The following is a 21,369-nucleotide window of genomic DNA, read 5'->3' as shown; positions in this document are numbered from 1 at the left end:
CTCCCATTTCCTTGCGCTGCCTCTAGGCAGCGCGCGCCTGAAAGGCACCCCCATGAAGACTTCGTCCATTCCCGTTCTGCGCCGTACCCTCACTGCCACAGCCGTGGCCGGTGGAACCGCGGCTCTGATGCTCGCTGGTATGTCGGGCGCCTCGGCGCACGTCGGCGTCACCCCGGACAAGACCACGGCGAACTCCTACGCACTGCTGACCTTCGGGATCCCGCACGGCTGCGAGGAGTCCGGCACCACGAAGGTGACCATCACGCTGCCCGCCGAGCTCAACGATGCCCAGCCCACGGTCAACCCGAACTGGACGGCCCAGAAGGTCACCGAACAACTGGCCGCACCCAAGAAACTCGCGGACGGCACTTCCATCACCAAGCGGACCAGCAAGATCGTGTACACCGCCAAGGCGCCACTGGAACCGGCCCTCCGCGACGCCCTGGTGCTTTCGGTGAAGTTGCCGGACGTTGCGGGGAAGATTCTGTATTTCCCCACGCTGCAGAACTGCGAAGTCGGGCAGACTGACTGGTCGCAGCTGCCTGCCGAAGGGCAGGATCCGCACTCGCTGAAGGCGCCGGCGCCGTCCGTGACGGTCACCGCGGCGGACACGGAGGCGGACGGCCACGGAGCCCATGCCGCCAGCGCGTCGGACTCCACACCGGAGACGGTCCAGGCCGCCGCGGTGAGTAACGACGGCGCCGAGGCCCGGAGCTGGGCGGGGCTGGTGGCCGGCGTCGGCGGCCTTGCCCTCGGCGGCCTCGCCCTGGCCCGCAGCCGGAGCAACAAGCCCGTTCCGGTCCGCGCCCCGGCACCAGGCTCGGCACCCAAGGAGTAGCTGACCTCGGTTGATGCCCGGAAATCACAATCCGGGCATCAATCGGGTACGGCCGTCGTGGCGTCGTTGACTCAGGCCGCGCCGGGCATGAAGGTGGTGCCATGATGGCTCAGCGATTCAACACCAGACTGGCATTTACGACGGCGGCAGCCGCGGCAGCGCTCTTCCTCGCCGGGTGCGGGGCCGGCACTGCGCAGTCCCAGACATCCAGCACCCCGGAGTCCTCCCCCGCCAGCTCCAGCAGCGCCCCCGGCGCCAGCGCGCCCGCTGCCTCCGCCGCAGCCACGGGCACCGCCACCCCCGGATCCTCGTCCGCCGCACCGGCGACGTCCGTGCCTGCCGGCCCCGCCCTGTGCAAGGCCGCCGGGCTGACGCCCACCGTCGATTCCACCGGCGGCGGCGCGGCCGGCAGCGTCTACATGAAGCTGATCCTGACGAACTCCGGCACCGGACCCTGCCTGCTGAAGGGCTTTGCCGGCGTCTCCCTCACCGCGAACGCCAACGGCGCCCCGATCGGCGCCGCGGCGGCCCGCGACGAGTCCACACCCGCCGCCGCCGTCGTGCTCGCGCCGGGCCAGGCCGGCGCCGCCACGCTGCGCTACACCCAGGCCGCCAACTACCCGGACTGCAACGTGACTCCGGCCGCCGGCCTGCGTATCTACCCGCCGGAGGACACCGCGTCGCTCTTCGTCGCCCAGCCGCGGAGCGCCTGCAGCAACGCCGGCCCGACGCTGCTGACCATCAGCGCTTTCGAAGCCAAGTAGCTTTTCTCTCGCCGAGGTGAGACTTTGCGCCCATGCCCGTCCGGGTCATGGGCGTAAAGTCTCACCTCGCGGTGATCCCAGCCGCGGATGCCACGTGGTGATACCGCCCGGGCTGCGGCCGGGCATTTCCTGTCGGTGCGTTAGGGCATGATGGAGGAATGAAGGGGCAGGAGCTCGCCGGGGGCACACTCGCGGCAGACGCCATTGACCGGTTCAGCCGGCCCACCAGGGATTGGTTCCTGGGCGCATTCAGCGCGCCCACCCCGGCCCAGAACGGCGCCTGGAACGCGATCTCCTCCGGCGCGCACGCACTGGTAGTGGCGCCCACCGGTTCCGGAAAGACGCTGGCGGCCTTTCTGTGGGCCCTCGACCGGCTGCTCGTCTCGGCGCCCGCCGAGCCCGAGTCGCTGCCCGGCTTGGAGACCGGGAAAGGCCCCCGGCGGAAGGCGCCCAAACGCAACACCCGGGTGCTCTACATTTCACCGCTCAAGGCGCTGGGCGTCGACGTCGAACGCAACCTGCGCGCCCCGCTGATCGGGATCACCCAGACCGCCAAACGCCTCGGCCTGCCCGCGCCGCTGATCACCGTGGGCGTCCGCTCCGGCGACACCCCGGCCTCGGACCGCCGCGCGCTGCTGAGCAACCCGCCGGACATCCTGATCACCACGCCCGAATCGCTCTTCCTTATGCTGACGTCGAAGGCGCGGGAGACGCTGAGCGAAGTGGACACCATCATCGTCGACGAGGTCCACGCCGTCGCGGGCACCAAACGCGGCGCCCATCTGGCCGTGTCCCTGGAACGACTCGACGCCCTGCTGCCGAAGCCCGCCCAGCGGATCGGGCTCTCGGCCACCGTGGAACCCAAGGAGCTTGTGGCGCAGTTCCTCGCCGGTTCCGCACCCGTGGAGATCGTGGCCCCGCCGTCGAAGAAAACCTGGGACCTGACAGTCTCCGTCCCAGTGGAGGACATGTCAGATTTGCAGGGCGCGGCGGGCGCATTCGACTCCGGACCGGCGTCCGGGCTGCAGCCGCAGGCGTCCATCTGGCCGCACGTGGAAGAGAAGATCGTGGACCTGGTCCTGGCCAACCAGTCCACCATTGTGTTCGCCAATTCCCGCCGCCTCGCCGAACGCCTCACCGCCCGGCTCAACGAGATCTACGCCGAGCGGCAGCTCATGGCGGCCGGCGGCGGCTGGGCGGAGTTTGGCGCCGGGGCACCCGATTTCGAATCCGTCCCGGCGGGTGCCCCGGCAGGCACGGCCGCCGCGCTGCCAAGTTCTACCGCGACACCTGCCCACATGATGGCGCAGGCCGGCAGCACCGCCGGCGCGGATCCGGTCCTGGCACGGGCGCATCACGGGTCGGTCTCCAAGGACCAGCGGGCCCTGATCGAGGACGACCTGAAATCAGGCCGGCTGCGCTGCGTCGTGGCCACATCCTCCCTGGAACTCGGCATCGACATGGGCGCCGTGGACCTCGTGGTGCAGGTGGAATCCCCGCCGTCCGTGGCAAGCGGGCTGCAGCGGGTGGGCCGCGCCGGCCACCAGGTCGGCGAGGTCTCGCAGGGTGTGCTGTTCCCCAAACACCGCGCGGATCTGGTGCACACCACCATCACGGTGGAACGGATGCTCGCCGGCAAGATCGAACGGCTCTTCGTTCCTGCGAACCCGCTGGACATCCTGGCCCAGCAGACCGTCGCGGCCACGGCACTGGGCGCCATCGATGTGGAGGACTGGTTTGCCACCGTGCGGCGGTCGGCACCGTTTGCCTCGCTCCCCCGCTCCGCCTTCGAGGCCACCCTGGACCTGCTCGCCGGCCGCTACCCCTCGGACGAGTTCGCGGAACTGCGTCCCCGGATCATCTGGGACCGGAACGCCGGCACCATTGAGGGACGCCCCGGAGCGCAGCGGCTGGCCGTCACCTCGGGCGGCACCATCCCGGACCGCGGGCTCTTCGGCGTCTACATCATCGGCACCGAGACGGAAGGGACCGGTTCCGCCGGGGGCGACGGCAGGGCGGCCAGCCCGTCCGCCGCCGCAGCCAAGGGCGGCCGTCGGGTGGGGGAACTCGACGAGGAAATGGTCTACGAATCGCGCGTCGGCGACGTGTTCGCCTTGGGAGCCACCAGCTGGAAAATCGAGGACATCACCCACGACCGGGTCCTCGTCTCCCCCGCCTTCGGCCAGCCGGGCAAACTCCCGTTCTGGAAGGGCGACTCCCTCGGCCGCCCGGTGGACCTGGGCCGTGCCCTGGGGGCGTTCGTGCGCGAACTGTCCGCGTCCGACGTCGGGCCGGCCACCGAACGCTGCAAGGCCAGCGGCCTGGACGATTTCGCCGCCAACAACCTGATCCAGTACCTCTACGAGCAAAAACAGGCCACCGAGGTGGTCCCCAGCGACACCACGCTGGTGGTGGAGCGCTTCCACGACGAACTCGGCGATTGGCGGGTGGTGCTGCACAGCCCGTTCGGCATGCCGGTGCACGCGCCGTGGGCCCTCGCCGTTGGGCAGCGGCTGCACCAGCGGTACGGCATGGACGGCTCCGCGATGGCCGCCGACGACGGCATTGTGCTGCGCGTGCCCATGATGGAGGACGAGCCGCCCGGCGCCGAGCTGTTCCTGTTCGACCCGGAGGAACTGGAACAGATCGTGACGGCGGAGGTCGGCGGCAGCGCCCTCTTCGCCTCCCGCTTCCGCGAGTGCGCCGCCCGCGCCCTGCTGCTGCCCCGGCAGAACCCGGGCAAACGGCAGCCCCTGTGGCAGCAGCGCCAGCGCTCCGCCCAGCTGCTGGATGTCGCCCGGAAGTACCCCACCTTCCCGATCGTCCTCGAAACCGTCCGGGAATGCCTGCAGGATGTCTACGATCTTCCGGCGCTGAAGGACATCGCGGCGTCGATCGAGCGCCGTGAGCTGCGGATCCTGCAGACCACCACGCAGCAGCCCTCGCCCTTCGCCAAGTCCCTGCTGTTCGGCTACGTCGCGCAGTTCCTCTACGAGGGTGATTCCCCGCTGGCCGAGCGCCGGGCCGCCGCCCTGGCGCTGGACTCGACCCTGCTTAACGAGCTCCTCGGCCGGGTGGAGCTGCGCGAACTGCTCGATGCCAAGGTTATTGACGCCACCGAGCGGGAGCTGCAGCGCCTCGCGCCGGACCGGAAGGTCCGCGGGCTCGAAGGGGTCGCGGACCTGCTCCGGCTGCTGGGCCCGCTGACCCCGGTGGAAGTCGCCGCCCGGCTCGAACCGGCCGCAGCGCCTGGCCAGAAGGCCGGGTCTGGCGAGGCGGCCGGGCCAGTTGCGGCGGCCGGGCCTATCGAGGTGTCAGTGGCCGAGCCGGACGAGGCTCCGGAGGCCGAGGCATCGGAGGTTGAGGCCCCCGTCGCCGACGCCGCCGCGCACCTCGCGGCGCTCCAGCGCGCCAACCGCGCCATCAAGGTCAATATCGGCGGCGCCGAGCGCTACGCCGCCGTGGAGGACGCCGCCCGGCTGCGCGACGCCCTCGGTGTCCCGCTGCCGATGGGCGTGCCGCTGGCCTTCATCGAGCCGGTCGCTGATCCGTTGGGCGACCTCGTCTCGCGCTACGCCCGCACCCACGGGCCCTTCACCTCCGCCGAGGCTGCCGCCCGGCTGGGACTCGGCGTCGCCGTCGTCGGGACCGCGCTGAAGCGGCTCGCCGCCGACGGCCGCGTGGTGGAAGGCGAGTTCCGCCCCCACGCCGCACCCCCGCCTGCGCCCGAGGCATCTCCCGATGCCCGGACCGACGACGACGGCGATGCGGTTCCCGGCGCCGCCGCGGCAGCCACCGCCGCCCCCGCGGCCCCGTCGCTGGCCGGCATCAGCGAATGGTGTGACGCCGAGGTCCTGCGCAAGCTCCGCCGCCGCTCGCTCGCCGCATTGCGTGCCGAGGTGGAGCCCGTGGACGCCGCCGCGTACGGCCGCTTCCTGCCGGCCTGGCAGAACGTCCGCGTTCCGGGCCGGCGCGGGCAGTCGGCGCTACGCGGACTGGACGGGATCATCACCGCCGTCGACCAGCTGTCCGGCGTGCCCATTCCGGCCTCAGCCTGGGAACCGCTGATCCTCGCCGGCCGGGTATCCGACTACCAGCCCGCCATGCTCGACGAGCTCATGGCCGCCGGCGAAGTGCTCTGGTCCGGCGCGGGCGCGCTGCCCGGCAATGACGGCTGGGTGAGCCTGCACCTGGCCGATTCGGCCGAGCTGACCCTCAATCCCGCCCTCGACTTCGAACCCGGCGACGCGCAGCAGCGGCTGCTGGACCACCTGCGCAATAACGGCGGCGGCTACTTCTTCCGGCAACTCACGGAGGTGGCCGGCGGCATGGATGCGGTGCTCAGCGACCAGGACGTGGTCTCGGCGCTCTGGGACCTCGCCTGGGCGGGCCGGATCACGGGCGACACCTTCGCCCCGGTCCGGGCGATGATTGCCGGCGGCCACACCGCGCACCGTCAGGTTGCCCGCGCGCCGCGGGCCCGGGCGCCCAGGTTGAGCCGGCTGGGACGCGCCCACGGCACCGGGTTGCTGGGGTCCCCCGGGCTGACCGGCGGGCGGTACGGCTCCGTCACCGGGGCGGCTCCCACTCCCCCGCTGGCCGCGGGCCGCTGGTCCGCCCTCCCCGCACCGGAGCTGGACGCCACCATCCACGCCCGGGCCACCGCGGAACTCCTGCTGGACCGGTACGGCGTGGTGACCCGCGGTTCGGTCATGGCCGAGAACATCCTGGGCGGTTTCGGACTCATGTACAAGGTCCTGGCCCGGCTGGAGGAAGCCGGCCGGTGCCGCCGCGGCTACTTCATCGAGCACCTTGGCGCCGCACAGTTTGCCGTGCCCGCGACGGTGGACCGGCTGCGCTCGTATGCCGAGGACACCGCGCTCCATAAGCCCGACCCCGTCGCCTTGGCCCTCGCCGCGACGGACCCCGCCAACCCGTACGGCGCTGCCCTGCCGTGGCCCGCCCTCAACGTCGACGCAGGAACCGGCCACCGTCCCGGCCGGAAGGCCGGCGCCCTGGTGGTCCTGGTCGACGGCGCCCTGGTCCTGTACGTGGAACGCGGCGGCAAGACCCTGCTGGCCTTCAGCGAGGATACGGATGTCCTGGCGGCGGCCGGCGCGGCCCTGGTGGGTGTGGTCACCCGGGGCGCGGTGGACAAACTGATCATGGAAAAGGTCAACGGCCACGGCATCCTGGACACCCCCATCGCTGCCGCCCTGGCCCACGCGGGCGCCTACTCCACGCCCAAAGGACTGAGGATCCGTGCCTGAGGGCGATTCGGTGTTCCGCGCGGCCGCCCAGCTTCATGCCGCGCTGGCAGGCCGGCAGCTGATCTCTTCCGATTTCCGCGTGCCGCGTTTTGCCACGCTGAAACTCGACGGCTGGACTGTCACCGAGGTGGTGCCGCGCGGCAAGCACCTGCTCATGCGGGTGGAGGGCCCGGCAAAGCCGGACGGCGCCAGCCCGGCGGGACCGGACCGGCTGACCATCCATTCCCACCTCAAGATGGAAGGCACCTGGCAGGTCTACCCTCCGGGCGGCCGCTGGCGGAAGCCGGGCTTCACCGCCCGGTGTGTGCTGCGCACCGCCGCGGCAGACGCCGTCGGATTCTCGCTGGGCATCCTGGAGGTGGTCCGCACGTCCGAGGAAGACTCCGTCGTGGGCCATCTTGGCCCGGATCTTCTGGGTCCCGACTGGGACCCGGCCGAGGCGGAGCGGCGGATCCGCGCCGCGCCGGACGTCCCGATCGGCGTCGCACTGCTGGACCAGCGGAACCTTGCGGGGATCGGCAACATCTACCGTTGCGAGGCCTGCTTCCTCTCGGGGGTGCATCCCGCGGCGCCGGTCTCGGCTGTCCCCGACGTGGCGGCCATGATCACCGATGCCAAGCTCCTGCTGGAGGCAAACCTGGGCCCCGGGCGCCGGACCACAGTCCTGAACCCTCGCGGCGTTGCGGTGGGCCGGACCTCCGGACTGCCCGGCTACTGGGTCTACCGGCGCGAACACCAGCCCTGCCTGAAGTGCAGGACCCCGGTGCGGCGTGGTGTCCTCGCCACGGCCGCCGGAACGGAAGAACGGGACATCTACTACTGCCCCACGTGCCAGCCGGCGCAGGGACCGGCCTAGTCACAATCAGCGGGGCCTACCGCACGGCTCAGGGCTCACTTCTCAAGGCTCTTCTCACGGCGCCGCGACCGCCGGATCGGCAGCGACTGCCGGCAGCGCGGCCGCTTTCGTCTCCGGCACGGTGAACCGCGGCAGCAGGAGCTGCACCAGCGGGCCGATCGCCAGGGCGTACAGCACGGTCCCGACGCCGACCGAGCCGCCCAGGAGCCAGCCGGCGGCGAGCACCACCACCTCAATGCCGGTGCGGGACGTCCGCACGGACCAGCCGGTACGCCGCGCGAGTCCGGTCATGAGCCCGTCCCGCGCCCCCGGTCCCAGCCGCGCACCGATGTAGCAGGCGGACGCGATGCCGTTGAGCAGGATGGCGCCCGCGAGCATCCCCGCCTGCCCGCCGAGGTGCGAGAACTCGGGGATCAGCGCCAGTCCGACGTCGGCGAAGACGCCCACCAGCACGGCATTGCACAGCGTGCCGATGCCGGGCCACTGCCGCAGCGGAATCCACAGGAGCAGCACGAGGAAGCTGACGATCACCACCACCGTACCAATGCTCAGCCCGGTCTTGACCGCGAGTCCCTGATGGAACACGTCCCAGGGGTCCAGGCCGAGGCCAGCGCGGATGAACATGGCCAGCGATATGCCGTACATGGCGAGGCCGATCAGGAGCTGGAGGAGTCTGCGGGTCATCATGGACTCCATACTCCTCGAAAACTGGCCTTGCAATCCATAGCCAGTTTGAAATACTGGCCCTATGTCCGGATCCCTGAACCCCAGTTCCCTGGCCCGACTGCTCGGCGAATGGAACCTCGGCGCAGCACCCGCCTACCGGGAGCTCGCCGACGTCGTCCGCCTCCTGGTCCTGGACGGCCGCGTGCCGCTCGACGTCGCGCTGCCCAGCGAACGGGCCCTCGCCACGACCCTCGGCATCAGCCGGACCACCGTCACCGCCGCCTACTCCCTGCTCCGCGAACAGGGCTTACTCAGCAGCGGCCAGGGCAGCCGCGGGCGGACGTGCATCCCGCAGGCCGGTCCGGGTGGCGGCAGGGGAAGCGGGGCGAACCTCAGCGGCGCTCCGGGCTTGGCCGTTCCGGATGGCATCTTGGATCTCGCCTATGCCTCGTTGCCGGCCAGCGGCGAAGTGGTGCACCGTGCGTTCGCTTCCGCGCTGACCGAACTGCCCGCGCTGCTGCCGGGATTCGGCTACGACGCCCTCGGAGTGCAGCCGTTGAGGGAAGCCATCGCCGGGCACTATTCGGCGGCCGGTGTACCCACCACCGCGCAGCAGATTCTGGTGACGTCCGGTGCACAGCACGCGCTGAACATCGTGCTCCGCACCCTGGCCGGCCGGTCCGACAAAGTCCTGGTCGAGCACCCCAGCTACCCCAATGCCATCGATGCCATCCGGGCCGCGGGCTGCCGGCTGGTGCCGGCGGCCATGCCCGCCACCCACTCCGGCGCGGCGGGGGCGGGTTCCAGCGCACGTACCGGCTGGGACGTGGGCGCCCTCGAGACCGCGTTGATGCAGCAGCGGCCCGCCATGGCCTACGTGGTCCCGGACTTCCACAACCCCACCGGCCGCCTGATGTGCGATGCCCAGCGGCGACGCCTGGTCCGCGCCGCCGCCGCAGCCGGCACCGTGCTCGTGGTGGACGAGACACTGCGGGAACTGAACCTCGACGGCGTCGCCTCGACGCCGCTGGCCGCCTTCAGTTCCGCCGTCGTCTCCATCGGTTCCCTCAGCAAGTCACACTGGGCAGGGCTGCGGACCGGCTGGATCCGGGCTGACGAATCCCTCATCCAGCGCTTTACCGCCGCCCGCACCACCATGGACCTTGGCGGCCCGGTGGTGGAACAGCTTGCGGCGGCGCATCTGGTGAACGCTCTCTCCGAGCCGCTCCCCGCCCGGCTGGCCACCTTGCGGGACAACCGGGACGCCCTGCTGGACCTCATCGCCGGATACCTGCCGGGCTGGCAAGGCGAACGGCCCGACGGCGGCCTGTCCGTGTGGTGCCGCCTTCCCGCCCCGATCAGCACCGCACTGGCCGTGGTAGCCCCGGACTTCGGCATCCGGCTCGCGGCCGGTCCCCGCTTCGGCACGGGCGGCGCCTTCGAGCACTATCTTCGGGTGCCCTTCACACTGCCCCCGGACCAATTGGAAACCGCCGTGCTGGCGCTGCGTGCCGCCCAGGACAAGCTGTCGGCCTCCCCGCAGCTGCGCCGCAACCTCGGCGCCCCGCCCGCCGCGGCCATCGCCTGACGTCAGGCCGGGCGGCTGTAGCGCTGCCTGTGGCATTGCCCGGCACGGCACGCGACGCGGGCGCTTCTCCACGACGCGCAGAATTCCGGGCGCCGCGTTATTCCGGTATCGCTAGGTATGTGGAGTGTCATCAGACATTTCCTGCGTCGCACGGCAGCTGGGCGTTGCCGGCGCGCCGCCGCGAGTGACGGCGACGCGGCCAGTCGCCACCGACACCGCCACCGCCACCGCCACCGCCACCGCTCAGGCGTAGACCCTCTCGAGGAACCCGCCCCAGGCCTTCGCCGTGGCTTCGGAGTCCCCCCTGCCGCTGAAGTCGTGGACCGTCATGCCCACCGTGGCGCCGAAGGCATTGCGGCCGAAGAACCGGTACAGCGTGTCCGCGGTGCGCAGGCCAAGGAAGTTCTCGTTGGCGAAGTCCACCTCTCCGGAGAGCCGTCCGACGCCGTCGAGCTCCAGTTCCACGGTGGTGCCGGCCGGCACCCCCTCAATACCCATAGCCTTCTTGAGCCGTACAAACCCATCGGGCGTTGCCGAGGCGGGACGGGCCTGGACGTCGGTAAAGACGACCGGCTTGCCGTCGAAATACTGAAGGTACTGGCCGAGCGTGTGCAGGTAGAACTCGGTGTGCTTGCTGGCGCCGTCGTACTGCTGGTCCCAGTTCTCGGCGAAGATGCCGCTGTGGACGTAGTGCAGCCGGGCGCGGCCGCCGTCGAGCGGTTCCAGGACGTGCTCCAGCTGGTTGAACCAGCCATCCGGGCCATCCATGCGGGAGACGAGATGGGCGGGGTATTCGTCCACGGTCCGCACGGCCGGCCACTCATCCGTGGGGAACATCCAGGCGGGGGTGTCCTTGGTGACCGCCTCCCAGACCCGTTCCGGCGTGGCGGGCAGTTCCGTGTCCACGATGATTTCAAAATTCCGCTTGTCAGTCATTGTCCTGCTCCTTAGCTGATGGGTCTGTGGGTGATGCCGTGACTGGTGTCTTGAGTGAAGGGTGAAGCGCGACGACGAGGCGGTGCTTGCGTCCGCCGCCCGCTGAGGCGCTCACCCGGGCCGCCGGGCCGCCGTCGTGGTATTTGTCCACGAGCCGGGTCACGGCGACGCCCAGTTCCTCGGCGAAGGCGGCCCGGTCCGCGGCCGTGCGGAAGGTGATCTCGCCGTCGATGGCGAAGGTGGCGAGCGGCTGCCTGGCCGCCGCGGCGCCGGCAATCAAGCGGCCCGTTTCCTGGACCATGCGGCTGGCGAGCGCCAGCAGCCAGAAAGCCGAAAAGCGGTCCGTGAACCGCTGGGGGTCCGGGGCCACCGACGCCAGTGCGGCCGGGGAGATCAGGTAGGAGGCGGCGCTCGCCCGCAGGATACGCTCCGTGACGTTGCCCTTGCGGCGCTCCTCCACCAGCTCCACCAGCCTGTGCCGCTCCAAGGCCTTGAGGTGGTAGTTCACCTTCTGCCGCGGCAGGCCCACCTTTGCGGCGAGCTGCGTGGCCGAGCCTGGTTGGGCGAGTTCCATCAGGATGCGGGTCCGGATGGGGTCCAGGGACGCCTCCGCCGCGGCCGGGTCCTCAATCACTTCGATGTCCAACATGCTTCCAGTTTCGCTACCGACAGTTTTATTTGTCAAGAACTTTTTTACCGTCGGTCCGTCTCGACGGTTCCCCGCCGAATCGAGGCGCGGAAACGTCGTGTGGGCTCGGAACTGTCGAAACGGCGGAGGGGCGCAACCCCGGCAAAGTAGAATGGACCGGTGATGCAATCCCCCCTGCCCGTGCGCGACGGCGTCAACGCGACCCGTCTCCGCCTCCCGGACGAGGGGCCGTGGGACACCGCGATGGACTACATGATGCACCGCTGGGGCCACATCGACCCCCAGGGCATCGAGGACCGCTTCGACGCCGGCGAGATCGTGGGCGAGGCCGGGGTCCCCCTGGACCGGACCACCCCGCTGCGGAACCACACCTTCATCTGGTACTACCGCACCCTGCCGCCGGAACTCCGGATCCCGGTGGAACTGAACATCCTGCACCAGGACGAGCACCTCCTCGTGGTGGACAAACCGCATTTCCTGCCCACCACCCCCGGCGGCACCTACATCCAGGAATCGGCCCTCGTCCGGCTCCGGAACCAGCTGGACCTGCCGGACCTTATCCCCATGCACCGGCTGGACCGCATGACTGCCGGGATCCTGCTGCTCTCCACGAACCCGCAAACCCGGGGCAAGTACCAGGTGCTCTTCGAAAAACGCCAGGTCCAGAAGGAATACGAGTGCGTGTCCGCAGCCGTGCCCGCGCACGGGCACCCCGCCGTCGACTTCCCCGTGGTGGTCCGCAACCGGATGACGAAGTCCCGCAGCTACCTGCTAGCCGAGGTGATCGACGGCGAGCCCAACGCCGAGACCCGGATTGAGCGGCTGCGGACCTTTGCCGGCCCCGTCCCGGGGACTCCCGCCCCGGCGACGCCCGCCGCCGGAATTCCCGGCAACGACGGCACCGCCGGCCGCCGCGCGCTGTACCGGCTCGAGCCGCACTCGGGCAAGACCCACCAGCTTCGGGTGCACATGGCCTCGCTGGGGTTGGGGATCGTGAACGACGCCTTCTACCCGGAGCTGCTGGACAAGGCGCCCGACGACTACTCGAAGCCGCTCCAGCTCCTCGCCCGCGGAATCCGGTTTGTGGACCCCATCACCGGCAAGCCGGTGGAGTACCGCAGCGGGCTGGAGCTCAGCGAAGCACTCTGACCCCTAAGGACCTCCAGCGCACCCGCGCCCGCACCCGCACGCTGCAACGGGCGTGCGTCCGGACGGAAGTGCGGTACCTTGTGGCCATGGACTTCGGCAGCGCGGACACCTGGCGGGACGCGATCTATTTCTGGATCGTCCCGGTGGTTATGGGCGACGCCATTTTCCCGCCCGTCCCGTCCGAAATGGTGGTGATCACCGGCGGCGCGCTGGCCGCCGTCGGGCGAGCCAACGTGTTCCTGGTGGTGCTCCTCGCCGCGGCAGCGTCTTGGCTCGGCGACATCCTGGTGTTCCAGCTGTTCAAACGGCGCCTGAGCCATACCCTTGACCGCTGGCGGTGGGGCCGGACGTTCCATCTGGCCGTGCACACAGCGATCGGGAGGGCCGGCCGCTCCACCACGTACGGGGCCATCATCGGCATCCGCTTTATCCCCGGCGGACGGCTGGCGACGACTGCCGCCGCCGGCATCGCCAACGTCTCCACCCGTGGCTTCAGCCTGTGCGCAGCCCTCGGCGGCCTGCTCTGGGCCGTCTGGTCCGTCAGCCTCGGCTATGTCACCGGCGCGGCAACCGGGCTGCCGTTCTGGACGAGCTCCCTGATCGGCGTCGGGGTCGGGGTCGCGATCGGCGCCGTGGTGGGGGTAATTGTCACGCGGAGGCGCGGCAACTCCTCGCCGGTCGTCGACGGCCCCGACGAGGAACTGGACTTCTGAGCTCGGTCTCTGAGCCGGTCCCCGGCTAAACGGGCGCCCAGCGGCCGCGGTTGCGGCGGAGCACCATGAGGTTGCCGGTCACCGCAACGCGTTCGACGGCGTCACGCATCATCGCTGCCGACTCGAGGGCCTGGCTGTTCTCGCCGCTGTAGGAGGTGGGCTCGACGAGGAACCGCAGGTTCAGCTGCGGAACCCCGCCGGCCAGATCGAGCTGGTTCGCCTCGACGTGGTGCCGGGTCTCCAGCGCTTCGACGGCGGCAGCCATCACGGCCTCGGGCGCGTTGCCCGGCTTGAGCCCGGTGATCTTCAGTCTGGTCTGGAACGACGGCATGCTTCAACCCTATCGGGACTGCCGGCCGGACCGCGGCGGGACTAGCCGGTGTTGCGCAGGCCCGCCGCCACACCGTTGACCGTGATGAGCATGGCACGCTGAAGGCGTTCGTCGATCTCGGCGTTGGGCATGCCCTCCCCCGCGGCCTCGGAACGCACCCGGCGCAGCAGTTCCACCTGGAGGTAGCTGATCGGGTCGAGGTACTGGTCCCGGATCTCCAGTGAGCGCTTCAGGGTGGGCTGCGCGTCGAGCAGCAGGTCCTCGCCGGTCAGGTTCTGGATCTCGGTGACGGTCAGCTGGTATTCGGCCCTGATGGCGCGGAACAGGTGGTGCAGCTCCTCCGGGACCAGGGTGGAGACGTAGTAGCCCGCGATGTCCATGTCCGTCTTCGCCAGCGTCATTTCCACGTTGGAGAGCACCGAGCGGAAGAAGTGCCAGCCGTCCATCATCTCCACGAGCTGGGCCGAGTGGCCGGCTTCGCGGGCGGCCTTGAGCCCGGAGCCGACGCCGAACCAGCCCGGGACGATCTGGCGGGACTGCGTCCAGCCGAACACCCAGGGGATGGCCCGCAGGCCCTCGAGCCCGGCCCCGGAATCGGGCCGCTTGGAGGGACGGGAGCCGATGTTGAGGGACCCCAGCTGTTCCACGGGGGTGGACGCCATGAAGTAGGCGGGCAGGTCGGGGTCGTCGATCAGCGTCCGGTAGCGGGCGAACGCGGCGTCGGAAATGGTCTCCATCACGTGGCCGTAGCGCTCGCGCTGGTCCTCCGAGGTGCGCGGCGTGCGGTGCAGGGCGGAGCCCTGCATGACCGCCGCGAGCGAGAGCTCAAGGTTCTCGCGGGCGAGCTCGGGCAGCGAGTACTTGTCCGAAATGACCTCGCCCTGTTCGGTGAACTTGATTTCGCCTTCCAGCACACCGTTCGGCTGCGCCATGATGGCGTCGTAGGTCGGCCCGCCGCCGCGGCCCACGGAACCGCCGCGGCCATGGAAGAGACGCACCCGGACGCCGTGTTTGGCCGCGACGTCGCGCAGCTTGCGTTGCGTTTTGTGGATTTCCCACTGGCTGGTCATCACACCGGATTCCTTGTTGGAGTCCGAGTAGCCGAGCATGATTTCCTGCACGTCGCCGCGCAGCCGGACCAGCTCGCGGTAGGACGAATCGGAGAGCAGGGCGTCCACGATCTCGGCCGAGGCGCGCAGCTCCTCCACGGTCTCCAGCAGCGGTGCGAAGCCGATCCTGGCATAAGGGGCCTCGCCGAAAAGGTTGACCAGCCCGGCTTCGCGGGCCAGCACCGCCGCGGCCAGGACGTCGTCGGCGCCGCGGGTCATCGAGATGATGTACGTCTCGATCACGTCCGGGCCGTACGTCCGCAGGGCCCGCCGGATTTCGCGGAAAACGTCATAGGTGCCGTCGGCGACGCCGTCGAGCTTGATCGGGTGGCCGGACAGCGGGCGGCGCGAGGCCAGCTCAGAACCCAGCACCTCAAGGCGTTCGGAACGGCTGAGTTCGGCGTACCGGACGCCGGGTCCGCCGAGGCGGTCCATCAGCTGCCCGACGGCGTCGTGGTGGTGGTCCGCGTGTTCGCGGATGTCCAGGGTGGCCAGGTGCAGGCCGAAGGAGGCGATGGCGCGGCGGACCCGGGCCAGAGCGCCGTCGGCGGCGAGCGCGGCGTGGTGGTTGCGGAGCGAGCGCTCCAGCAGGCCAAGCTCGGCGAGGAGATCCGCGGTGGCGGTGTAGTCGCGGCCGGGCTCGTGCGCCGATCCCGCCGAGACGCGCCGCGCGGTGTTGAGCAGCTTGGCCTTGATGCAGGTGAGTTTGAGCCGGTAGGGCTCCTGGGCGTTCAGTTCGAGGACCCGCCGGTCCAGGCCGGGCAGGTTCTTGAGGTCGACGTCGATCGAGTCCAGCAGCTCCGGGTCCGCCCCGGCGAGCGCTGTTGAGTTGGACAGGATGGAGATCAGACCGTCGATCAGGCCGATGCTGATCCGGACGGCGTGCTGGTTCTGGATCTGCAGGATCTCCCGGGTGACCGCTGCGGTGACGTTGGGGTTGCCGTCCCGGTCGCCGCCGATCCAGGAGCCGAAGCGGAGGGGAGCCTTTTCCACGGGGAGTGTCACGCCGTGTTCGGCGAGAAGTTCGGAGAGGTCGGCGAGCATTTCCGGCATGGCGTCGCCCAGGATGCCGGTGAGGTAGTAGATCGCGTTCCGGGCCTCGTCCACGGGCGTGGGCCGGACCTGGCGGAGCTCGTCCGTCTGCCACATCTGGTCGATCACTTCGGCGAGCTGCCGGTCCTGGCGGCGCCGCGCCGAGGTGCCCTCCGCCGTGGCCACGGCCAGGATGTCGGAGAGCCGGCGGACCTTGTCCAGCACCGAGCGGCGGGAGGCCTCGGTGGGGTGGGCGGTGAAGATGGGACGGACATCGAGTTCGTTCACCACATCCTGCAGCACTGACGGGCCGGCCTGGCTGGCGACGTCGGCGACAGCCTTGGCCAGCCAGCCGTCCTTTTCCTGCCGCGTGCGCAGGCCGCGGACCCGGTGCACCTGCTCGGCGGCGTTGGCCAGGTGGAAGTAGAACGCGAAGGCGCGGACCAGGTCGGTCGCCTGCTCGAGGGGCAGGGAGCCGAGCAGCTCGCGGACCTGGGCCACGACGTCGTACGAGCTCCACGGCCCGGTGGCGTCCGCACCGCCGCGGGCGGCTTCCTTGGATTCCTTGGTCAGCAGGCGCACCTGCTCCACCAGGTCCAGGAGCTCGGGGCCGTGCTGGCGGACGAGTGATTCGCCAAGCAGCGTGGACACCCGGCGGACGTCGGCCCGGAGTTCGGCCGCAAGATCGGTGCCGGAGTGCATTGCAGTGTCAGCCATGGAAAATATCTTTCGAGAGGACTTGGCTCGTACACTGCGCTGGATACTGTGAGCCGGGTTACTTTCTTCCCTAAGGATGCTACCCGCAGCCGCGCCCGGCTGGGAATCCGTCTCAGATAGTGTCAGCCGCGCCGGCCCCTGACCCGGCCGGTGGGGCTAGCGGGCCACTTTGAAGTTGAACACTCCGGTTCCGAGCGCGCCCCAGACCCGCAGCCAGATCGGCAGGATCATTTCGGCGCCCCGGGCGGTGGTGATGTCGCCCAGATCGATGATGTCCCGGTGCCCAAGGTCCGTGAGCAAACCGGCCACGGCCTCTTTGGCGTCCGCGTCGTTGCCGGAGACGAAGACCGAATGGTCTCCCCCGGCCACACTCGCCGGATCCACCATCACGCTGGCGGTCATCGTGTTGAGCGTCTTGACCACACGGGCTTCCGGGAAGGCACGCTGGATCTGCTCACCGAGGCTGTCCGTATTCACCGGGCTCAACGACGGCGGGAACCCGTGGGAGAAGTCCAACGGGTTCGCGATGTCCATCAGCACCTTGCCGCCCAGGTTCTCTGCGCCCGCTGCGGTCAGTGCCGCAAGGGAGCCTGCGCCGTTGGTGGCATTGACGACGACGTCGGCGCGGGCGGCGGCGTCCGCGAACGTGCCGATCCCGATTTCGCCGTGCGCCGCGTGCCACTGGGCGAAAGGCGCGGTTCCCATGGCGTCAGGCTCGGTCCGCGCCAGCGTCGCCTGCGGGTCGCGGGTTCCAATGACTACGTCGTGGCCCAGGTGCGCGAGCGCACCGGCGACCGAGCGCCCTACAGTTCCGGTTCCCAGTACGGCAATCTTCATGGCGTCCTCATTCTGAAAGGGGTGGGGTAGACAGGTTGGTCTACTGATGCGCAAGACGCTATCAGACAGATCTGTCTACAGCAAGCATGCGGTGGGCGTCTGATTCCTGCAGAGGTCCGGCGCGCATGCCAACTGACAAACATTGAAATCTGTCAGCTGATTGTTGTACCGTTGAGCCATGACAACTTCGCTGCTCGGCACCAGCCGAACCCTTGGTTCCACCGGCCCGTCCACGGCTCCGATCGGGCTCGGACTGATGGGCATGTCCGATCTCTACGGCCCCGCGGATGACGCCGAGAGCGTCGCCACCATCCAGGCCGCCCTCGACGCCGGGGTCACCTTGCTCGACACGGGCGACTTCTACGGCATGGGCCACAACGAACTCCTGCTCCGCGACGCCATCCGCGGCCGCCGCCGCGAGGACGCGCAGATCAGCGTCAAGTTCGGCGTGCTGCGGGACGCACGCGGCGGCTGGAACGGCGTCGACGCCCGGCCCGCAGCCATCAAGAACTTCCTCGCCTACACCCTGCGCCGCCTCGGTACCGACTATGTCGATATCTACCGGCCCGCCCGCCTCGACCCGACCATCCCCGTCGAGGAAACCATCGGCACTCTGGCCGAGCTGGTGCAGCAAGGCCTCGTCCGCCACATCGGCCTCTCCGAGGTAGGCGCCGACACCCTGCGCCGCGCGCATGCCGTCCACCCGGTCTCGGACCTGCAGATCGAATACTCGCTGATCTCCCGGGGCATCGAAACCGATATCCTGCCGGCGGCACGGGAACTGGGCGTCGGGATCACCGCCTACGGCGTCCTGTCCCGCGGCCTGGTCTCCGGCCACTGGCCCGCCCAGGGCGGCGGCAACCGCCGGGACTTCCGCGCCCACCTCCCCCGCTTTTCCGGCGAGAACCTGCAACGGAACCTCGAACTGGTGGAGCGGCTGCGCCTGATTGCCGACACCAAGGACGCCACCGTGGCCCAGGTGGCCATTGCCTGGGTTCTGTCCCGCGGGGAGGACATCGTCCCGTTGGTCGGCGCCCGACGCCGCGACCGGCTGTCAGAGTCCCTCGGGGCCACTTCGCTGGTCCTTTCCAGCCAGGATCTGGCCGACATCGAGGCCGCCGTGCCCACTGACGCCGCCGCCGGCACGCGCTACGACGCCGCCCAGATGGCCATGCTCGACAGTGAGCGCCGGTGAGCCCCGCCGTCGCCGTCCTGACGGAAGCCCGCATCCTCGACGCCGCCGAGGACGTCCTCCGCCGGTTCGGCCCGACCAAGGCCACCGTGGTGGACGTGGCCAAGGCGCTGGGCGTAAGCCACGGCAGCGTCTACCGGCACTTCCCCACCAAGGTGGCCCTGCGCGACGCCGTGGCCAGGCGGTGGCTTGCCCGGATCGCGGAGCCTCTGGAACCGGCGGGCGACACCGCCGGCCCGGCAGGCGAGCGGCTGCTCCGCTGGCTGCAGCGACTGGCGGCCATCAAGCAGGGCATGGCCTTGCAGGATCCCGAGCTGTTCGCGACCTTCAGCCAGCTCACCACCGAGGCACGGGAGGTGGTGGCCGCCCACGTGGCCCACCTTGCCGCCCAGCTCACCGAGATCGTTGCCGACGGTGTCCGCAGCGGCGAGTTTTCCGTGATCGACCCTGAACCGGCCGGCTGGGCCGTCCTGCACGCCACGGCCAGGTTTCACCACCCGCTCCATGCCCCGGAATGGGCCGATCCGGCAGTCCACGACGAGCTCATCGAAGTATGGAAGCTGCTGGTCCACGGCTTGGCGGCCCGGCCCTGACGGCCGCCCGGGCCGCGCGCAGACAGACTTGTCTGTGTACGATTGAGCCATGACGCCGACAGCAGCCCCAGGAAAGCAGGCCGCCCGGACGCCCGCCGGGCAGGCCCGGGAAAAGATCCTTGCCACGGCCTTCCGGCTCTTCTACGCCCAGGGACTCCGGGCCGCGGGCATCGATGCCATCATTGCCGAATCGGGCGTCGCGAAAGCCACGTTCTACAAGTACTTCCCGGCCAAGGACGACCTGATCCTGGCCTACCTGGAAAAGGTCGACGGCGTTTGGACCGGACAGCTCCACGCCGCGGCGGACGCCGCCGGCTCCGACCCGGCGGACCGGCTCGTCGGACTGTTTGATGCGCTGACCAGCGCCTGCCGCCGCGACGGCTACCGCGGCTGCGCCTTCATCAACGCTGCCGCCGAGTCCGCCTCCGGAACGCGCGTCCACGAACGCACGGTGGCGCACAAGGAGAATGTCCGGACCTGGATCCGCGGCCTGGCCGAGGAGGCCGGCGCCCCGGATCCGGACCAGCTGGCCCGCAGCCTGACCCTGGTGCTCGACGGCGGGCTGGCCAGCGGCGTGCTCGACGCCGATCCGGCGGCGGCCATCGCCGCCCGCGACACCGCAGCACAACTTGTGGCCGCAAGCCTGGGGCACACGGCAGCCCCCGGGAAGTGACCTCCCACCGGGCGCCCGCCGGGCATCCGCGGTGAAGAGCCGGCGAATTCTGGCCAAATCCCGGCGGCCGCGAGGCGCAAACCCTTCCCGCCCGGCGCGTGATGACATATCTTGAAGTGTCTTGACAAAACCTGTCAATTCTCTGTGTGCGACCGTTCCGGCGATCGCCCCGCGTCGAGGAGCACGTCATGACCCCAGCCCCCATCCCGGCCGCCGCTACCACAAGACCGGAGGCCGCCGTGTCCCAGCGGAATCCGCTGATCGCCGCCGTCGTGATCCTCGGCATGCTGTTCGCCGGCCTCGTGGGACAGTCCGCCGCGGCGCCCGGCTCGCAGGCCGCCGCCCCGCTCACGGTGGCCCAGGCCGTCGCGACCCAAAACGGCTCCACGGCCGCGGTGACCGGCTACATCGTGGGCCAGCCGACGTCCGCAACGTCGGTGCTCCGCAGCGGCTTCACGTCCGACACCGCCCTTGCAATTGCCGATTCGGCCGCGGAAACGAACACGGCCAAGATGCTCTACGTCCAGGTCACCGCGGAGTACCGGTCCGGATTTGGCCTGCAGACCACACCGTCCCTGCTGGGCAAGAAGGTGGACGTCACCGGACAGCTGACGGCCTACTTCTCGCACGCCGGCCTGAAGAGTCCCAGCAACATGGCCCTGTCGGCAGCGCCCACGCCAACACCGACCCCCACGCCGACCTCCGGCGACTACTACGCTCCCGCCGCCGGCAAGACCGGCGCAGCGCTGGAGAGCAGCCTGCACCAGATCATCTCCGCACAGCGGAAGCTCAGCTATGACCAGGTCTGGGATGCCCTGAAGGACACGGACCAGGACCCGGCCAACAGCAACAACGTGATCCTGCTGTATACGGGACGCTCCCAGTCCAAGGCGACCAACGGCGGCAGTGTGGATGATTGGAACCGGGAACACGTCTGGGCCAAGTCGCACGGGGATTTCGGCACGGCCACCGGCCCTGGAACGGATGTGCACCACCTGAGGCCCACCGATGTGACCGTCAACTCCGCCCGCGGCAACAAGGACTTTGACCTTGGCGGCTCACAGTCCGCCGAGGCGCCGGGCAATTACACCGACGCGGATTCCTGGGAGCCGCGCAACGCGGTCAAGGGGGACGTCGCCCGGATGGTCATGTACATGGCGGTCCGCTACGAAGGCGGTGACGGCTTCGCCGACCTGGAAATGAACAACCTCGTCAACAACGGCACCGCCCCCTACATGGGCAAGATGAGTGTCCTGCTGGAGTGGAACCGGATCGATCCGCCGGATGCCTTCGAACAGCGCCGCAACCAGCGCATCTACGAGCTGTGGCAGGGCAACCGCAACCCGTTCGTGGACCATCCGGAGTACGCCGACGCCATCTGGAACTGACGGTGGTCCCCGCCCCGGCCGGGTAGCGGCGAGCCGGGGCGGGGCCTAGGGTGGTAGCGAACGCCGTT

At 69.9% G+C, this 21,369-nt stretch carries 17 protein-coding genes; 11 read left to right on the top strand and 6 right to left on the bottom strand.

The features are described from left to right. The first annotated feature begins 52 nt into the window (after nt 1–52). The 4 genes from AC6EUH_RS09390 (at nt 53) to AC6EUH_RS09375 (ending at nt 7,728) form a co-directional block, all read left to right on the top strand. Nucleotides 53–838 (top strand): YcnI family copper-binding membrane protein, encoded by a 786-nt coding sequence (locus tag AC6EUH_RS09390; protein WP_499738459.1) that lies wholly within the window; start codon nt 53–55, stop codon nt 836–838. A gap of 101 nt (nt 839–939) precedes the next feature. After that, nucleotides 940–1,602 (top strand): DUF4232 domain-containing protein, encoded by a 663-nt coding sequence (locus AC6EUH_RS09385; RefSeq protein ID WP_499738458.1) that lies wholly within the window; start codon nt 940–942, stop codon nt 1,600–1,602. A 158-nt stretch (nt 1,603–1,760) separates the two neighbouring features. Beyond that, nucleotides 1,761–6,872, top strand: coding sequence for an Lhr family helicase (locus AC6EUH_RS09380; RefSeq protein WP_499738457.1), 5,112 nt, complete (start codon nt 1,761–1,763; stop codon nt 6,870–6,872). Further along, nucleotides 6,865–7,728: a DNA-formamidopyrimidine glycosylase family protein gene (locus AC6EUH_RS09375; RefSeq protein WP_499738456.1), complete on the top strand. Its 864-nt coding sequence runs from the start codon at nt 6,865–6,867 to the stop codon at nt 7,726–7,728. The genes AC6EUH_RS09380 and AC6EUH_RS09375 overlap by 8 nt, the downstream gene beginning before the upstream one ends. A 54-nt stretch (nt 7,729–7,782) precedes the next feature. On the opposite strand, the gene yczE is transcribed toward AC6EUH_RS09375, so the two are convergent. Further along, nucleotides 7,783–8,415 carry a membrane protein YczE gene (gene yczE / locus AC6EUH_RS09370; protein WP_499738455.1) on the bottom strand — a complete coding sequence of 211 codons (633 nt, stop codon included), beginning with the start codon at nt 8,413–8,415 and terminating at the stop codon, nt 7,783–7,785. Between the two features lie 61 nt (nt 8,416–8,476). Between yczE and yczR the strand changes: the two genes are divergently transcribed. Continuing rightward, nucleotides 8,477–9,982, top strand: a complete 1,506-nt coding sequence (gene yczR / locus AC6EUH_RS09365; RefSeq protein WP_499738454.1) for a MocR-like transcription factor YczR — start codon at nt 8,477–8,479, stop codon at nt 9,980–9,982. Nucleotides 9,983–10,225: 243 nt separating this feature from the next. Here the strand turns inward: yczR and AC6EUH_RS09360 are convergent, their stop codons facing one another. After that, on the bottom strand, nt 10,226–10,918 hold the full coding sequence (locus tag AC6EUH_RS09360) for an SRPBCC family protein (protein ID WP_056427468.1): 693 nt from the start codon (nt 10,916–10,918) through the stop codon (nt 10,226–10,228). After that, nucleotides 10,911–11,567, bottom strand: coding sequence for an ArsR/SmtB family transcription factor (locus AC6EUH_RS09355; protein WP_499738453.1), 657 nt, complete (start codon nt 11,565–11,567; stop codon nt 10,911–10,913). The genes AC6EUH_RS09360 and AC6EUH_RS09355 overlap by 8 nt, the downstream gene beginning before the upstream one ends. A 162-nt stretch (nt 11,568–11,729) precedes the next feature. Here AC6EUH_RS09355 and AC6EUH_RS09350 point away from each other — a divergent pair, with 162 nt between their 5' ends. Together AC6EUH_RS09350 and AC6EUH_RS09345 are read left to right on the top strand one after the other, a co-directional pair. After that, nucleotides 11,730–12,716 carry an RluA family pseudouridine synthase gene (locus tag AC6EUH_RS09350; protein ID WP_056427474.1) on the top strand — a complete coding sequence of 329 codons (987 nt, stop codon included), beginning with the start codon at nt 11,730–11,732 and terminating at the stop codon, nt 12,714–12,716. A gap of 86 nt (nt 12,717–12,802) precedes the next feature. After that, on the top strand, nt 12,803–13,429 hold the full coding sequence (locus AC6EUH_RS09345; RefSeq protein WP_499738452.1) for a DedA family protein: 627 nt from the start codon (nt 12,803–12,805) through the stop codon (nt 13,427–13,429). 25 nt (nt 13,430–13,454) lie between these two features. On the opposite strand, the gene AC6EUH_RS09340 is transcribed toward AC6EUH_RS09345, so the two are convergent. The 3 genes from AC6EUH_RS09340 to AC6EUH_RS09330 all read right to left on the bottom strand — a co-directional run bounded on the left by AC6EUH_RS09340 (nt 13,455) and on the right by AC6EUH_RS09330 (nt 17,455). Beyond that, the gene (locus AC6EUH_RS09340) at nt 13,455–13,760 is read right to left on the bottom strand and encodes a hypothetical protein (protein ID WP_056427477.1); all 306 of its coding nucleotides are present in this window, start codon (nt 13,758–13,760) and stop codon (nt 13,455–13,457) included. 41 nt (nt 13,761–13,801) lie between these two features. Then, complete coding sequence (gene ppc / locus AC6EUH_RS09335; protein ID WP_056427480.1) at nt 13,802–16,618, bottom strand: phosphoenolpyruvate carboxylase; 2,817 nt, start codon at nt 16,616–16,618, stop codon at nt 13,802–13,804. 156 nt (nt 16,619–16,774) lie between these two features. Next, complete coding sequence (locus AC6EUH_RS09330) at nt 16,775–17,455, bottom strand: NADPH-dependent F420 reductase (protein ID WP_499738451.1); 681 nt, start codon at nt 17,453–17,455, stop codon at nt 16,775–16,777. 178 nt (nt 17,456–17,633) lie between these two features. Here AC6EUH_RS09330 and AC6EUH_RS09325 point away from each other — a divergent pair, with 178 nt between their 5' ends. The 4 genes from AC6EUH_RS09325 (at nt 17,634) to AC6EUH_RS09310 (ending at nt 21,301) form a co-directional block, all read left to right on the top strand. Beyond that, nucleotides 17,634–18,650: an aldo/keto reductase gene (locus tag AC6EUH_RS09325; RefSeq protein ID WP_499738450.1), complete on the top strand. Its 1,017-nt coding sequence runs from the start codon at nt 17,634–17,636 to the stop codon at nt 18,648–18,650. After that, nucleotides 18,647–19,240, top strand: a complete 594-nt coding sequence (locus AC6EUH_RS09320; protein WP_499738449.1) for a TetR/AcrR family transcriptional regulator — start codon at nt 18,647–18,649, stop codon at nt 19,238–19,240. The genes AC6EUH_RS09325 and AC6EUH_RS09320 overlap by 4 nt, the downstream gene beginning before the upstream one ends. A gap of 49 nt (nt 19,241–19,289) precedes the next feature. Then, on the top strand, nt 19,290–19,913 hold the full coding sequence (locus AC6EUH_RS09315) for a TetR/AcrR family transcriptional regulator (RefSeq protein ID WP_499738448.1): 624 nt from the start codon (nt 19,290–19,292) through the stop codon (nt 19,911–19,913). Nucleotides 19,914–20,101: 188 nt separating this feature from the next. After that, nucleotides 20,102–21,301, top strand: coding sequence for an endonuclease (locus AC6EUH_RS09310; protein ID WP_499738447.1), 1,200 nt, complete (start codon nt 20,102–20,104; stop codon nt 21,299–21,301). Nucleotides 21,302–21,369: the final 68 nt, after the last annotated feature.

The organism is Arthrobacter sp. 001422645 (assembly GCF_059816125.1).
The sequence above is the reverse complement of the archived record's forward strand: the minus strand, read 5'-3'. Positions and strand labels throughout refer to the sequence as shown.